Raw genomic sequence first — 13,143 nt, 5'->3', positions numbered from 1 at the left:
CGTGGAGCTCACCCACCGGTTCACCGTCCCGACCGGGGTCGCCGAGACCTGGGCGCACTTCCAGGACATCGCGTCCGTGGCGGAGTGCTTCCCGGGCGCCAGCGTGACCTCGGTCGACGGTGACTCCTTCTCGGGGTCGGTGAAGGTCAAGCTCGGCCCGATCGCGCTCGTCTACAACGGCTCGGGCACGTTCGTCGAGAAGGAAGAGGATTCGCACCGCTTCGTCGTCGACGCGAAGGGCAAGGACAAGCGCGGCAACGGCACGGCCGGCGCGAAGGTCACCCTCCAGATGGTCTCGGCCGACGGCGGCGCGACCGACGTGGAGGTGGTCACCGACCTGTCGATCACCGGCAAGCCCGCCCAGTTCGGCCGCGGCGTGATGCAGGACGTCTCCGACAAGCTCCTCGGCCAGTTCGTCGCGTGCCTGGAGCAGCGCCTCACCGGGCCGCCCACCGCGATACCCACAGACGAACCTGTCGTTCCCGAGCCCGCGGAGCAGCCGGAACGTCTGTGGGTATCCGACCGGGAGCCCGCTGCAACCACCGCACCGAGACCGCAGCAGGACGAGGCCATCGACCTGGGCAGCACGGTGCTGCCGGTGGTGGCGCGGACCTACTGGAGGCAGGCGGTCGGGGCGCTCGCGCTCGTCGCGCTCGTCCTCTGGTGGGTACGCCGCCGCAGCTGACCCAGGCACTGCCCCGTGACCGACCCCGGACGGGAGGGTCAGTCGAGGATGCCGGTCTTCGGCGTGGGCTCGGGCACGGCGTCCGCGTCGCCGAGCAGCTCGGGGTCGCGGACGCCGTTGACGCCCGGCGGCAGCTGCGGCTCGAGCCGGGCGACGGCGAGCACCGCGAGCACGACGCAGCCGACGACCAGGCTGCCGATGTAGACGTTCTCGAGCTGGTGGCCGATCAGGAACCCGGCGATGGGCGGCGCGATGATCTGCGCCGCCTGGAAGGCCGCCGAGCTGGCCGCGTTGTAGCGGCCGCGCAGGTGGTCGGGAGCGAGGTCGTTGACCAGCGCCGGCATCGACGGCTGCAGCAGCGTCTCGCCGAACGCGAAGACCGCGGCGCACGCGGCGACCAGGATCGTCGCGCCGGCGGTGCCCGGCACCAGCCCGCTCGCGCCGAGCAGCAGCCACGACACCGCCCACACCGACGCCATCACGACCATGATCCGGGTACGCCGCCGGCCCTCGATGCGGCGCAGGACGACCAGCTGGAGCACCACGATCACCAACGTGTTCGCCGCGAAGGCCAGCCCGAGTCCCTGCGTCGAGACCTCACCCACCGACCGCGCGTAGGCGGGCATGCCGGCGTTGAGCTGGGCGTAGCCGACGTAGGACGCCACGAAGCTGAGCACGAGCAGCGACGCGACCGCCGGACGGCGTACGACGTCGAGGTAGCCGACCTTCGGCCCGGCCGCCTCGTGGTGCTCGACGCGGCCGGCGACGTGCCGGAGCGGACCGAGCATCAGCACCAGCGCGGGCAGGAAGCTGACGGCGTCGGCCAGGTAAATGGCCTGGAAGGTCGGCAGGTGGTCGACCCGCACGAACATGCCGGCGGCCAGGCCGCCGATGCCGATGCCGAGGTTGAGCAGCGTGAAGTTGACGCCGAAGTACCGCTGCCGCAGCTCGGACGGGATGACGGTGGCGATCAGCGCCTGGAAGCCGGGCCACGACACCCCGAACGCCGCGCCGACCAGCAGCAGCGCGGCGCCCGCCGCGGCCGGGGTCGAGGCGAAGGCGAGCAGCACGTTGCCGGCGACCTGCAGCACGAGCGCACCCACGAGGATCCGGCGCGCCCCCCACCGGTCGATCGCGGTGCCGCCCGGCCCGACCACGAGGAAGCCGACCAGCGGTGGCAGCGCGAGCAGGAGGCCGGCGTCGCTGAGCGCGAAGCCGCGCACCTCGTGCAGGTAGACGACGTTGAACGGCAGCACGAGACCGGTGCCGATGAACTCGAACACGACCACCGACAGCAGCAGCTTGCCCTCGCGCGGCAGGTCGTGCCAGAAGGAGCGGAGGGTGAGCGGCGGCGGCGTGCTGTCAGACATCCGGACGAGTCTTTCAGCGGCCGCCGACGTCGGCCAATCGATATTCGCGGCTCCTCGCCAAGCCCTAGGCTCCGGGCATGAAGCGCCTCGTAGGTCGGATCATCGGCCTCGCCGTCGTGGTCCTCGTGCTCCTGGTGCCGGCGACGCTCTACGGCTTCGACGACGAGGAGGGCACGCCGTACGAGCCGACGTCGATCACCAGCTACCTCGGCGACTTCACCATCGGCGACGACGGTGACATGGACGTGGTCGAGACGATCACCGTCGACTTCCCCTCCGGCGACCGGCACGGCATCTTCCGGTTCTTCGACGAGGCCGATGCGGACGACGACCACGTCCGCTGGGTGCCGCGCGACATCTCGGTGACGATGGACGGCGACGACGTGCCGGTCGCGGTCGAGTCGCAGGAGGGCGGGCGCTACACCGTGGCCCGGATCGGTGACGCGGACGTCTACGTCGACCCGGGCCAGCACGTCTACGAGATCAGCTACACGATGGACGGCGTGCTCCGCGAGGGCACGAGCGTCGAGGCGGAGACGGAGTTCTACTGGAACCTGATCCCCGGCGGCTGGCTGCAGACGATCGACGACGCCCGCCTGACCGTGCACCTGCCGGCGGCGGCCGAGGAGGTCCGGTGCGCCGTCGGCACCGGAGCCACCGACGGATGCGACGTCCGGGGCGAGGGCACCACGACCCTCCAGGTCCGGGCGGAGTCGCTCCCGGCGCAGACGCCGGTCACCGTGCAGGTCGGCCTCGACATGCCGACCCCGCCGGCCGGCAAGACGCTGCCCTGGGCGCCGGAGCTCGACCAGGTCCTCGGCACCAGCATCCCGCTGCTCGCGGTCATCCTGCTGCTCGCGGCCGGCGCCGCGGGGTTCGGCGTCGTGCTGGCCCGGCGGTCGCGAGAGGCGGACCCGCAGTTCCCGCTCATGTACGCGCCGCCGGAGGGCATCGGCCCCGCGCAGGCGGCCTACCTCGTCACCGAGCAGGTCGACGAGCAGCAGTACGTCGCGACGCTGCTGTACGCCGCCGAGCGCGGCGCGATCACGCTCGACCGCACCGGCGAGGGCTGGACGATCACCGACAACGGCGGCCCGGAGGCCTGGGCCGGTCTCGACCCGGTCACCTCCGGCATCGCGCACGTCCTCAGCGGCCCCGGCACGTCGTTCACCGCCAACGCCGACAGCGTCGAGGACGGCAAACGGATGAAGGCCGAGATCGCGGCGTTCGAGTCGAGCACCAAGGACTGGGCCTCCGGTGCCGGCCTGATGGCCCGCAGCGGCCTCGGCGGCTGGGGCACGATCGTCATCGGCGCCTGCGTCGTGGCCGTCCTCGGTGCCGGCATCTTCAACCCGTTCGGCCTCAGCGCCCTGGGCCTGATCCCTGGCCTGTTCGCGGTCTTCGGCATCGGAATCGCGGCGTCGGGCGCCGGCACCAAGCGCACCCGCGCCGGCCGCGACGTCTGGTCGCGGGCCGGCGGCTTCCGTCGGATCCTCTCGACCCCGTCGGCGCAGGACCGCTTCGACTTCTCCGGCCGCGAGGAGCTCTACACCGCCTATGTCCCGTGGGCCGTGGCCTTCGGCTGCGCCGACCAGTGGGCGGCGAAGTACCGCATCGAGACCGGCAGCGAGCCGCCGGTCCCGTCCTACCTCGGCCACACCTACGCCGGCGTGTACGCCGGGTCCGCGGTCTCGTCGATGGTCTCCGACTTCAGCTCGACCGTCAGCTCCGCCATCTCGTCCTACGAAGCCACGCAGCAGTCCTCGTCCTCCTCGGGCGGGGGCGGCGGCTTCTCCGGCGGTGGCGGGGGCGGCGGCGGTGGCGGCGGCTCCTGGTGACCGCCACACTCATCCTCACCGAACCCTGGGAGAACCGATGCTCATCGCCCTCATCGTCGTCGTCGTGCTCGTGGCCGTCGTCGGCTTCGTCATCGTCGGCTTCAACAAGCTGCGCACCACCGACATCGGCGCCCAGGAGGCGCTCGGCGGGATCGACGTGCAGCTCACCCGTCGCGCCGACCTGATCCCCAACCTCGTCGAGACCGTCAAGGGGTACGCCGCGCACGAGAAGGGCGTCTTCGAGGAGGTCACCGCCGCGCGTGCCGGCGTCGTGGCCGCCGCGAAGGGCGACGACCCGGAGGCGAAGGCGGCCGCCGACCAGGCGCTCAGCCAGGCGCTGGTCAAGGTCAACGCCGTCGCCGAGGCCTACCCCGACCTCAAGGCCAACCAGAACTTCCTCGAGCTCCAGCAGCAGCTCGCCGAGACCGAGAACCAGATCTCCTTCGCACGGCAGTACTACAACGACGCGGTCGCCACCCTCAACAAGCTCACGCAGACCATCCCGTGGATGTTCCTCACCGGCATCGCCAACGTGCACGCCCGCAAGTTCTACGACGCGCCCGAGGGCCAGGAGGTCGCGCCCGCGGTGGAGTTCTGACGGCTGCTCAGAAGACGTTGAGCGGTCGGAACTGCACGGAGACGCGCGGCCCGGCGTGCGCGACCTTCGGCACGGCGTGCTCCCAGGTGCGCTGGCAGGAGCCGCCCATCACGAGGAGGTCGCCGTGGCCCATGACGACCGAGATCGACGAGCCGCCGAGCCGCGGCCGCAGCGCCAGCCGCCGCGGGTCGCCCAACGAGACGATCGCCACCATCGTGTCCTGGGTCTTGCCGCGACCGATCGTGTCGCCGTGCCACGCGACGCTGTCGCGGCCGTCGCGGTAGTAGCAGCACCCGGCGGTCACGAACGGCTCCCCGAGCTCGGGCCGGTAGTGCGCCGACAGCGCGCCCCGGGCCCGGGCCAGGCCGACGTGGGGCAGCGGGTCGCCCACGCCGTAGGTGTGCAGCAGCCGGGGTACGTCGACCTCACGGTCGTACATCTGCCGCCGCTCGGCCCGCCACGGCACGTCGCGCACCAGCGTCGCGAAGACGTCGTCGGCCTCGGGCAGCCAGGCACGGCCGATGTCGATCCAGGCGCCGCGGCTCAGCAGGGTCCGCTCGACACCCTCGAAGAGCGGCGCTTCGATCGTCGGCGCCTCGAACAGCGAGCCCTGGAAGTCCATGTCCCGACCCTACGTCATATCGAACAGATGTTCGAGCGTTCCTCAGGGTGAGACCAGGGGGATTCCGGTGGCACCGTCACCGCCGGCACGAGAGGGTTGACCCATGACCGAGGCCCCCTCCACCTCGCCCGCGGCCGCGCGCGTCCGCAACCTGACCAAGACCTACGGCACCGGGCAGGCGCTGGTCCGGGCGCTCGACGACGTGTCGCTCGACCTGCTGGCGGGCGAGTTCACCGCGGTCATGGGTCCGAGCGGCTCCGGCAAGTCGACCCTGATGCACTGCTGCGCCGCGCTCGACCGGGCCGACTCCGGCTCGGTCTTCATCGGCGACCAGGACCTGACCCGGCTCAAGGACAAGGCGCTGACGACGCTGCGGCGCGACCAGATCGGCTTCGTCTTCCAGTCGTTCAACCTGGTGCCGACGCTGACGGCCGAGGAGAACATCAAGCTCCCGATGTCGATCGCGGGCCGTCGGCCGGACGGCGGGTGGTACGACTCCGTGATCGACACCGTCGGGCTCCGGGACCGCCTCTCGCACAAGCCCAGCGAGCTGTCCGGCGGTCAGCAGCAGCGGGTTGCGGTCGCCCGCGCGCTGGCGAGCCGCCCGCGCATCGTCTTCGCCGACGAGCCGACCGGCAACCTCGACTCCCGGTCCGGCGCCGAGGTGCTCGAGCTGCTGCGCCGCAGCGTCGACGACCACGGCCAGACCGTCGTGATGGTCACCCACGACCCCGTCGCCGCGTCGTACACGGACCGCGTGGTGTTCCTCGCCGACGGTCGCGTCGTCGACGAGCTGCGGGAGCCGACGCGCGAGCGCGTGCTCGACGTCATGAACCGGATGGCCGAGCAGACCGCGTCATGATCAGGGCCGCGCTCAAGAGCCTGCTCGGTCGCAAGGTCCGGCTGCTGCTGAGCACCTTCGCGATCGTGCTCGGCGTCGCGTTCGTGGCCGGCTCGCTGATCTTCTCCGACACCCTCAACCGCAGCTTCACCGCGCTGTTCGCGTCCACCGTCGGCGACGTCGTCGTGCGCCCGGAGAACGCCGGCACGGGCGACGGTGCCCCGTCGACGGTGACGATCCCGGCGAGCGTCGTGGCGGACCTCGCGGAGGTCCCCGGCGCGGCCCGCGCCGACGGCAACGTCGTCTCGTTCGGCGTCTTCGTGGTCGGCAAGGACGGCAAGGTCGTCAGCGGATTCGGTCCGCCGGCCATCGGCGGCAGCTGGAGCGACGCGCCCGCCGGGCACGGGCTCGAGGGCCTCGCCATCGTCACCGGCCGGGCGCCCGAGGGGCCCGACGAGGTCGTGCTCGACAGTCGCACCGTGTCCCGAGCCGGCTACCACCTCGGTGAGAAGGTCACGATCATCCCGTCGACGACGCTGGCGACGGAGCGGAGGTCCGACGGGCCCGTCGACGTGAAGCCGCTGACGCCGCGCCTGGTCGGCTTCGTGGGATTCCCGAGCGGCGGCTCGCTCAACGGTGCGACGTACGCCGCCTTCGACACCCCCACGGCGCAGGATCTCTTCCTCGGCGGCAAGGACGAGTTCAACGACATCTGGGTCACCGCCGAGGCCGGCGTGAGCCAGGGCGAGCTGCGCGACGAGGTCGAGAAGGTGCTGCCCGACGGCCTCGAGGCGATCACCGGCGACGACGCGGCGGACGAGTCCGCCAGCCAGCTGATGAAGGCGGTCTCGTTCCTCACGACGTTCCTGCTGATCTTCGCGGGCATCTCGCTCGTCGTGGGGGCGTTCCTCATCGTCAACACGTTCTCGATCCTGGTGGCGCAGCGCAGCCGCGAGCTCGCGCTGCTGCGCGCGCTCGGCGCCTCCCGGCGTCAGGTGACGTGGTCGGTCCAGCTCGAGGCGTTCGTGCTCGGGGTCGTCGGCTCGACCCTCGGTCTCGGCTTCGGCGTCCTGCTGGCGCTCGGCATCCGAGCGCTCTTCTCGAACTTCGGGCTCGACCTGTCCGGCCAGCCGCTGATCTTCGCGCCACGCACGTTCATCGCGTCGTACGCCGTCGGCATCGTCGTCACGATGGCGGCCGCCTGGATGCCAGCCCGCCGGACCGCGCGGATCGCACCGGTGCAGGCGCTGCGCGACGACGTGGCGCTGCCCGAGGCGACGCTGCGGCGACGGCTCGTCGCCGGGATCCTCCTCGTGCTCGCCGGCCTCGGCGTGCTCTACCTCGGGCTGTTCAGCGACCTGCCGCACGGCGGCTGGCAGACCGGCGGCGGCATCCTGGCGATCCTGCTGGGCGTCGCTGCGGCGAGCCCGGTGATCGCGCGGCCGTTCCTGCTGGTCACGCGGGCGACGTACGCCCGGGTCTTCGGGTCGGTCGGCAACCTCGCCGGGCAGAACGCGCTGCGCAACCCGCGGCGAACCGCCGCCACGGCGTCGGCGCTGATGATCGGCCTCGCCCTCGCGTGCACGATGGCGATCGTCGGCGACTCCGCGAAGGCCAGCGTGGACAAGTCGATCGAGGACAACTTCGTCGGCGACTACGTCGTCAGCAACGTCATCGGCACCGGCTTCACGCCCGCGATCGGCAACCAGATGGCCAGGATCGAGGGCGTCGATCGCGTCGTGCGCGAGCGGTTCGCCGGCGCCGAGCGCGACGGTGACCGGCTGCCCGTGGCGGCGGTCGACCCGGCCGACGTGCCCAGCCTGCAGCTGGAGGTGACCGACGGCGACCCGGGCGGCCTCGGCTCGGACCGGGTGCTGCTGCAGCGGAGCTGGGCCGAGGACGAGGGCCTCGGCGTCGGCGACGAGATCACCGTCGAGATGCCGGCGGGGGAGCGCACGTACGCCGTCGGCGGCGTCTTCGAGGACAACCCGGTCGTGTTGACCCCGGTGCTGCTGAGCCTCGACGACTACGCCGCCGCCGGCTTCCCCGAGAGCGACAACGCGCTGATCGTCTTCACCGACGACCGCCGCGGCATCCGCCTCCAGCTGGACGACGTCGTGGCCGACCTGCCGATCGTCACCGTCAAGGACCAGGCCGAGTTCGCCCAGGAGCAGCGCGAGCCCATCGACCAGTTCGTGCTGATGATCTTCGCGCTGCTCGGGCTCGCGCTCGTGATCGCGGTCCTCGGCATCGTCAACACGTTGGCGCTCTCGGTCATCGAGCGCACCCGCGAGGTCGGCCTGCTCCGGGCCATCGGGCTCAGCCGCCGCCAGCTGCGGGTGATGATCAGGCTCGAGTCGGTCGTGATCGCGCTGCTGGGTGCGCTGCTCGGCGTCGGGCTCGGGATCGGGTTCGGGATCGCGCTGATGTACGCCGTGCGCGACCAGGGTCTCGAGGTGATCTCCGTCCCGACCGGGCAGCTGGTCGTCTTCCTGCTGCTCTCGGTGGTCATCGGCGTGCTCGCCGCGGTCTTCCCGGCCAGGCGCGCGGCCCGCCTCGACGTACTGCAGGCGATCGCGACCGAGTAGGTCCGTTTCCGCTGGTCAGGCGGGAAGTCGAGAACTCGGGACGCGGGCGGTCCGGAGCCCTACAGTTCAGCTGTGGACGAGTTGCTGATGACGGAGGGGCGGGCGCTCAAGCACGTCCAGGTGCGTGAGTACGTGCGCACGCTCGTCGCGGGAGCGGCACCCGGCTCACCTGCACCGTCCGAGCGCGAGCTCGTGCACCGGTTCGGGGTCGCCCGCATGACGGTGAGGCAGGCGATGGACGCCCTCGTCGTCGAGGGCCTCCTGGAACGGATCCCCGGACGCGGCACCTTCGTGGCCCGCCCTCGCCGGATGACGAGCCGGCTGAGCAGCTACACCGAGGAGATGACCCGACGCGGCCTCCTGGCCGAGTCGCAGACGCTGCTGGCGCGGCGCGAGCAGGCCGGTCCCGGCGTGGCGCGCGCGCTCAGCGTCAGCGAGGGCGACGCCGTCATCCACTGGCGCCGGCTGCGGCGCGCGGACGGCCACGCGATGTGCATCGAGGACGCCTACCTCAACGAGATCCTGATCCCCGGGTTCCTGCAGTCCGGGATGCCGACCAGCCTCTACGACGCGCTCGACGCGCGCGGCCTGCGGCCGACGTGGGCCGAGGACTCGATCAACGCCGACGTCGCCGCCGCGGAGGAGGGCGAGCACCTCGAGATCCCCGCGGGCGCGCCGGTCCTCCGACACTCGCGCCGCGCGTTCGCCGGCGACAAGGTCGTCGAGGTGTCCCGCAGTGTCTACCGCGCCGACCGCTACACGATGTGGCTCCAGGTCGGCGCCGAGGACTGAGGCCCTAGAGCCCACCGAGCGGCGCCACCACGTCGCCGCTCTCCTCGCACACCCAGACGGGGTCGGGCCCGCCGAGGTCGGGCTGGATGTAGAGCAGGTGCTGGGCCGCGTCGGCGCCGCAGTCCACGCAGACCGGCCAGCGGCCGACCCGCTCCAGGAGCGCGTCCTGGACGTCCTGGGCGACCAGCCCGGCGACGTACTGCGCGCCCTCCGGCCACTGGTCGGCCCACCACGCGCGCTGGGCGACCGCGTCCTCGAGCGCGGAGACGGCCACCGCCGTCGCGTGGTCGCGCGCGGCCAGGTCGGCCAGGACCCGGGCTCGCGCATCGAACAGCAGCGCGTCGTCCATCTCTCCATCATGCCTGGCACCCGAAAGCGGACGGCGTCAGCGCGGCTCCCGCGCACCGCGTGCCCGCGCTCCTACGATGGACTCATGGGCCAGGTCCTCCTCGAGGTCGCCGTCCTCGGCCCGCGCGACGTGTCCGGCGCGGTGGAGGGCGGAGCCGACCGGCTGCTGCTCTCGACACCCGACGGGCTCTCGCCGGAGCCGTCGGTCGTCTCCGCGGTGTGCCGCGAGTCCGCCGCCGAGGTGCACGTCGTGCTGCGGCTCAACAACACCTGGAGCACCACGGGCGGTGAGATGACGCGGCTGGTCGGGCTCGCCGAGGACTACCTCGGCAGCGGCGCCGCGGGCATCTCGTTCGGCTTCCTCGACGCCGACCTCGAGGTCGACGCCGACACCTGCGGCTACCTCTCCGCCCAGCTGCCGCACGTCCCGTGGACCTTCGGCCGGGCGATCGACGACACCCTCGACCTGCGGCGCTCGTGGCGCCGCCTCGCCGGTCTGCCCGGTCTGGTCGGCGTACGCGCCGCGGGGTCGCCGCGCGGCCTCGCCGCGGGGTACGACGAGCTGCTCGCCCTGGCCTCGAGCGACCCGGTGGTCGCGCGCACGCTGGTGGCCGGCGGCGGGCTGGTCGCCGAGCAGGTCCCGTGGTTCGTGCGCGCCGGCGTCCGGCAGCTCCACCTCGACCTCCAGGCGCGGCCGGGCGGCTCGGCCAAGGCCTACGTCGACGCCGGCCACGTGCGCTCCTGGCGCCTGCTGCTCGACCATGCCGTCGAACGGAACGCCCGCTCCGCCGGATGAGGCGGCCATGATCCTCATCGACCCGCCGAACGCCCCCGGCCACGGTCGCCTGTGGTCGCACCTCGCCAGCGACGTGTCCTACGACGAGCTGCACGTCTTCGCGGCCGAGGTGGGCGTCCCCGCCCGCGGCTTCGACCGCGACCACTACGACGTGCCCGCCGAGTGGTACGACGCGGTCGTCGCCGCCGGTGCCGTCCCCGTCACCTCCCGCGAGCTCGTCGCCCGCCTGATCGCTGCCGGCCTCCGTCGCCGCAAGGGGTCGCCACCGCGATAGCCAGCGACGTTGTGGCTGTTCCCAGCCTCCGGGAACGACCAGAACGTCGCTGGCTATCGCGACGCCAGGGCCTCCAGGGCGACCAGCTCCCCCTCGACGTTGGCGCGGGCGGGAGCCTCCCAGGACGCGCGGGCGTGGGCGGTCTGGAAGAGGTACGGCGCGGCGAGCAGCTCGCGCAGGATCGCCGACCGGCCGGCGGCGAAGTCGGCGTCGGCGACGTGCGCCCACTCCTCGCGGACCGAGGCGGCGTACTCGGCGTACCTCTCGGGGTCGGAGGCGAGGATCGCCAGGTCGGCGTCGGAGAGCGCGCAGCCGTTGCGGTCGTCGGGCGCGGGCCGGTGGTGCTCGGTCACCAGCACCAGCCGCACGACCTCGTCCACCAGGCCCGGGTCGACCAGCGTCGGCAGCGCCTCGGCCGCCCACGCCGCCGACCGCTTCTCGGCGTCCGGCTGCGCGTCGTAGACGCTGTCGTGGAACCACGCCGCCAGCAGCACGGCGAGCTTGTCGAACTCCTCGCCGGCCAGTGCCAGCTCGTGGATGCGGTCGAGCACCTCCTCGAGGTGGCGACCGTCGTGGTAGCGACGCTCGGGATGGGCGTACGACGCGACCAGCTGCGCACCCAGCGCCCGGTCGCCCGGCAGCGGCCAGGCCGCGAGGAGGTCCACGGCGGACATTGAAGCCCTTGCGCGGCCGGTGCGCTACGGTTACGGCCAGAAGAGGAACGTGTTCTAGTTTCGAATCCCCGGAGGACCGCATGGCCGCCAGCCCCGACCGCATCCGTGCGGTGGTCGACGACTACGTCCGCCTCGTCGGCACCGGCACCGCCGACGAGATCGTCGCGCTGTACGCCGAGGACGCGACCGTCGAGGACCCGGTCGGCACCGACGTGCGCCGCGGGCACGCCGCGATCGGCGAGTTCTACGCGCCGCTGGAGTCGATGGAGCAGGAGACCCGGCTGCTGTCGCTGCGGATCGCCGGCGGCGAGGCGGTGTTCCACTTCGAGATCGTCACCCGCGCCGACGGCGCGGCCTTCACGCTCTCGCCGATCGACCACATGGTCTTCGACGACGACGGCCGGGTCACCGCCATGCGGGCGTTCTGGGGCGAGGGCGACCTCGTCGTCAGCTGACCTTGAGGCAGGGGGAGTCGGCGGTCTGCTGGACGCTGACCGCCCCGAGTGCGGTCGCCGATCCCTGGGTCACCGGGATCCCGGGGAGCTGCAGCGACTGGAACTGGCAGTAGCCCGTCGTCTGGGTCCAGCCACCGGCGTTCGGGTTCGGGTTGACGACGACCGTCATCCCGGTCTGCGTGTAGAGCTGCCCGTCGAGGAGGAACGTGCCGTCGGTGGCCGTGGTCGTCTCGTCGACCTTGGTGCCATAGGCGTCGTAGAGCTGCACCTGCGCCTTGGCGAGCGGGTACGCCGGCGCGTGGGCGTCCACCGCCTGGCCGGTGATCCAGCCGCCCCGCTGGGTGACCTTCACCTTGCCGATCACGGTCCGTCCGGGTCGCACGGTCGCCCGCTGGACCGGCTTGCCGGTGGCCCGCAGCCAGACTCCGGCGCCCGGGAAGTCCAGGGTGTAGCGGCCGGGGTAGAGACCCTGGAAGACCGCGCTGCCCGAGCGTGCGGTGGCGGTCCACCACTGCCCGGTCGTGCGGTTGGTGACGGTGACCTGGGTTCGCGCGGTCAGCGAGCCCTCGGGCGAGAGGAGAAGCACACGCATGGCGCCGGCGCGCTTGTCGAGGCGGATCCGCACGTCCTTGCCCTGTCGCGGCCTGATCGCGCCGGCCCAGGTGCTCTTCGCGACCCAGCGCTTGCGCCGGTCCCACGTGAACACCGAGTACCGCGACTGCGGCAGGCCGCCGATCGCGAACTGGCCCTTGCTGTTCGCGGTCGTCGAGAACGACCGGCCCTGCCGGTTCGCCGCCGTGACGGTGGCCTTCGCGGCCGGCCGACCGTCGCCGGTCCGGACGGTGCCCGTGATGTAGCCGCCGCGCTGCATCGTGACGTTGCGGATCGTCGTGTCGCCCGCCCGGACGCTCACCTGGACGTCGGTCGCGGCGTACTTGCCGATGTCATAGGACTCGCGCTGGTCGACGAACTGCAGCCAGTAGCGGCCCGGAGGCAGGTTGGTGATCGCGTACGAGCCCGCGCCGGCGTTCTTGCGCCCGATGAACTGCCAGCCCGAGGTGAACCAGAGGACCTCGACCTGCGTCCGCTTCGCCGGGAAGTTGATCACGCCGGTGACCGTGCCGGTCGTGGGTGCCACGGCGCTCGCCGCGCCGGTCGGTGCGACGACGACCAGCAACCCGGCCAGGAGCGTGACGACCGCGAGCAGGGCAGCACGAGAGCGGGTCGGGGGGAGCATGCCCCCATCGTAATTGCGAAGGCTG

At 72.2% G+C, this 13,143-nt stretch carries 14 protein-coding genes; 9 read left to right on the top strand and 5 right to left on the bottom strand.

The features are described 5' to 3' along the window. Position 1 precedes the first annotated feature (1 nt). The gene (locus HZF07_RS11805) at positions 2-685 is read left to right on the top strand and encodes an SRPBCC family protein (RefSeq protein WP_181645093.1); all 684 of its coding nucleotides are present in this window, start codon (positions 2-4) and stop codon (positions 683-685) included. Between the two features lie 38 nt (positions 686-723). Here HZF07_RS11805 and HZF07_RS11800 read toward each other — a convergent pair whose 3' ends face one another. Further along, positions 724-2,055 (bottom strand): MFS transporter, encoded by a 1,332-nt coding sequence (locus HZF07_RS11800; protein ID WP_157341840.1) that lies wholly within the window; start codon positions 2,053-2,055, stop codon positions 724-726. A gap of 77 nt (positions 2,056-2,132) precedes the next feature. Between HZF07_RS11800 and HZF07_RS11795 the strand changes: the two genes are divergently transcribed. Both HZF07_RS11795 and HZF07_RS11790 read left to right on the top strand, forming a co-directional pair. Continuing rightward, positions 2,133-3,893, top strand: a complete 1,761-nt coding sequence (locus HZF07_RS11795; protein ID WP_157341838.1) for a DUF2207 domain-containing protein — start codon at positions 2,133-2,135, stop codon at positions 3,891-3,893. 37 nt (positions 3,894-3,930) lie between these two features. Beyond that, positions 3,931-4,491, top strand: coding sequence for a LemA family protein (locus HZF07_RS11790; RefSeq protein WP_157341837.1), 561 nt, complete (start codon positions 3,931-3,933; stop codon positions 4,489-4,491). Positions 4,492-4,498: 7 nt separating this feature from the next. Here the strand turns inward: HZF07_RS11790 and HZF07_RS11785 are convergent, their stop codons facing one another. Continuing rightward, positions 4,499-5,113, bottom strand: a complete 615-nt coding sequence (locus HZF07_RS11785) for an alpha-ketoglutarate-dependent dioxygenase AlkB (protein WP_157341835.1) — start codon at positions 5,111-5,113, stop codon at positions 4,499-4,501. 103 nt (positions 5,114-5,216) lie between these two features. Between HZF07_RS11785 and HZF07_RS11780 the strand changes: the two genes are divergently transcribed. From HZF07_RS11780 to HZF07_RS11770, 3 genes are all read left to right on the top strand, one after another. After that, positions 5,217-5,975: an ABC transporter ATP-binding protein gene (locus HZF07_RS11780; RefSeq protein ID WP_157341833.1), complete on the top strand. Its 759-nt coding sequence runs from the start codon at positions 5,217-5,219 to the stop codon at positions 5,973-5,975. Beyond that, entirely contained in the window at positions 5,972-8,542 is a 2,571-nt protein-coding gene (locus HZF07_RS11775; RefSeq protein ID WP_157341832.1) for an ABC transporter permease, read from the top strand. Before HZF07_RS11780 ends, HZF07_RS11775 begins: the two co-directional genes overlap by 4 nt. A 72-nt stretch (positions 8,543-8,614) precedes the next feature. Beyond that, positions 8,615-9,334 (top strand): GntR family transcriptional regulator, encoded by a 720-nt coding sequence (locus tag HZF07_RS11770; protein ID WP_309504705.1) that lies wholly within the window; start codon positions 8,615-8,617, stop codon positions 9,332-9,334. 4 nt (positions 9,335-9,338) lie between these two features. Here the strand turns inward: HZF07_RS11770 and HZF07_RS11765 are convergent, their stop codons facing one another. After that, positions 9,339-9,683, bottom strand: a complete 345-nt coding sequence (locus tag HZF07_RS11765; protein WP_157341830.1) for a hypothetical protein — start codon at positions 9,681-9,683, stop codon at positions 9,339-9,341. Positions 9,684-9,767: 84 nt separating this feature from the next. Between HZF07_RS11765 and HZF07_RS11760 the strand changes: the two genes are divergently transcribed. Next, positions 9,768-10,478, top strand: coding sequence for a copper homeostasis protein CutC (locus HZF07_RS11760; protein WP_157341828.1), 711 nt, complete (start codon positions 9,768-9,770; stop codon positions 10,476-10,478). Positions 10,479-10,485: 7 nt separating this feature from the next. Then, a complete protein-coding gene (locus HZF07_RS11755; RefSeq protein WP_157341826.1) occupies positions 10,486-10,752 on the top strand; it encodes a DUF4031 domain-containing protein in 267 nt (88 codons plus the stop codon). 53 nt (positions 10,753-10,805) lie between these two features. Here the strand turns inward: HZF07_RS11755 and HZF07_RS11750 are convergent, their stop codons facing one another. After that, the gene (locus tag HZF07_RS11750) at positions 10,806-11,426 is read right to left on the bottom strand and encodes an HD domain-containing protein (RefSeq protein ID WP_157341824.1); all 621 of its coding nucleotides are present in this window, start codon (positions 11,424-11,426) and stop codon (positions 10,806-10,808) included. An 80-nt stretch (positions 11,427-11,506) separates the two neighbouring features. Here HZF07_RS11750 and HZF07_RS11745 point away from each other — a divergent pair, with 80 nt between their 5' ends. Beyond that, a complete protein-coding gene (locus tag HZF07_RS11745; protein ID WP_157341822.1) occupies positions 11,507-11,881 on the top strand; it encodes a nuclear transport factor 2 family protein in 375 nt (124 codons plus the stop codon). Here HZF07_RS11745 and HZF07_RS11740 read toward each other — a convergent pair. Continuing rightward, positions 11,874-13,118, bottom strand: coding sequence for an MSCRAMM family protein (locus HZF07_RS11740; RefSeq protein WP_157341820.1), 1,245 nt, complete (start codon positions 13,116-13,118; stop codon positions 11,874-11,876). The two genes, HZF07_RS11745 and HZF07_RS11740, sit on opposite strands and share 8 nt — an antisense overlap. Between the last annotated feature and the right edge of the window lie 25 nt (positions 13,119-13,143).

Origin of the sequence: Nocardioides agri, assembly GCF_013778305.1 — a bacterium.
GTDB classification, from domain to species: Bacteria; Actinomycetota; Actinomycetes; order Propionibacteriales; family Nocardioidaceae; genus Nocardioides; species Nocardioides agri.
This window is presented reverse-complemented; position numbering and strand designations above follow the sequence as displayed.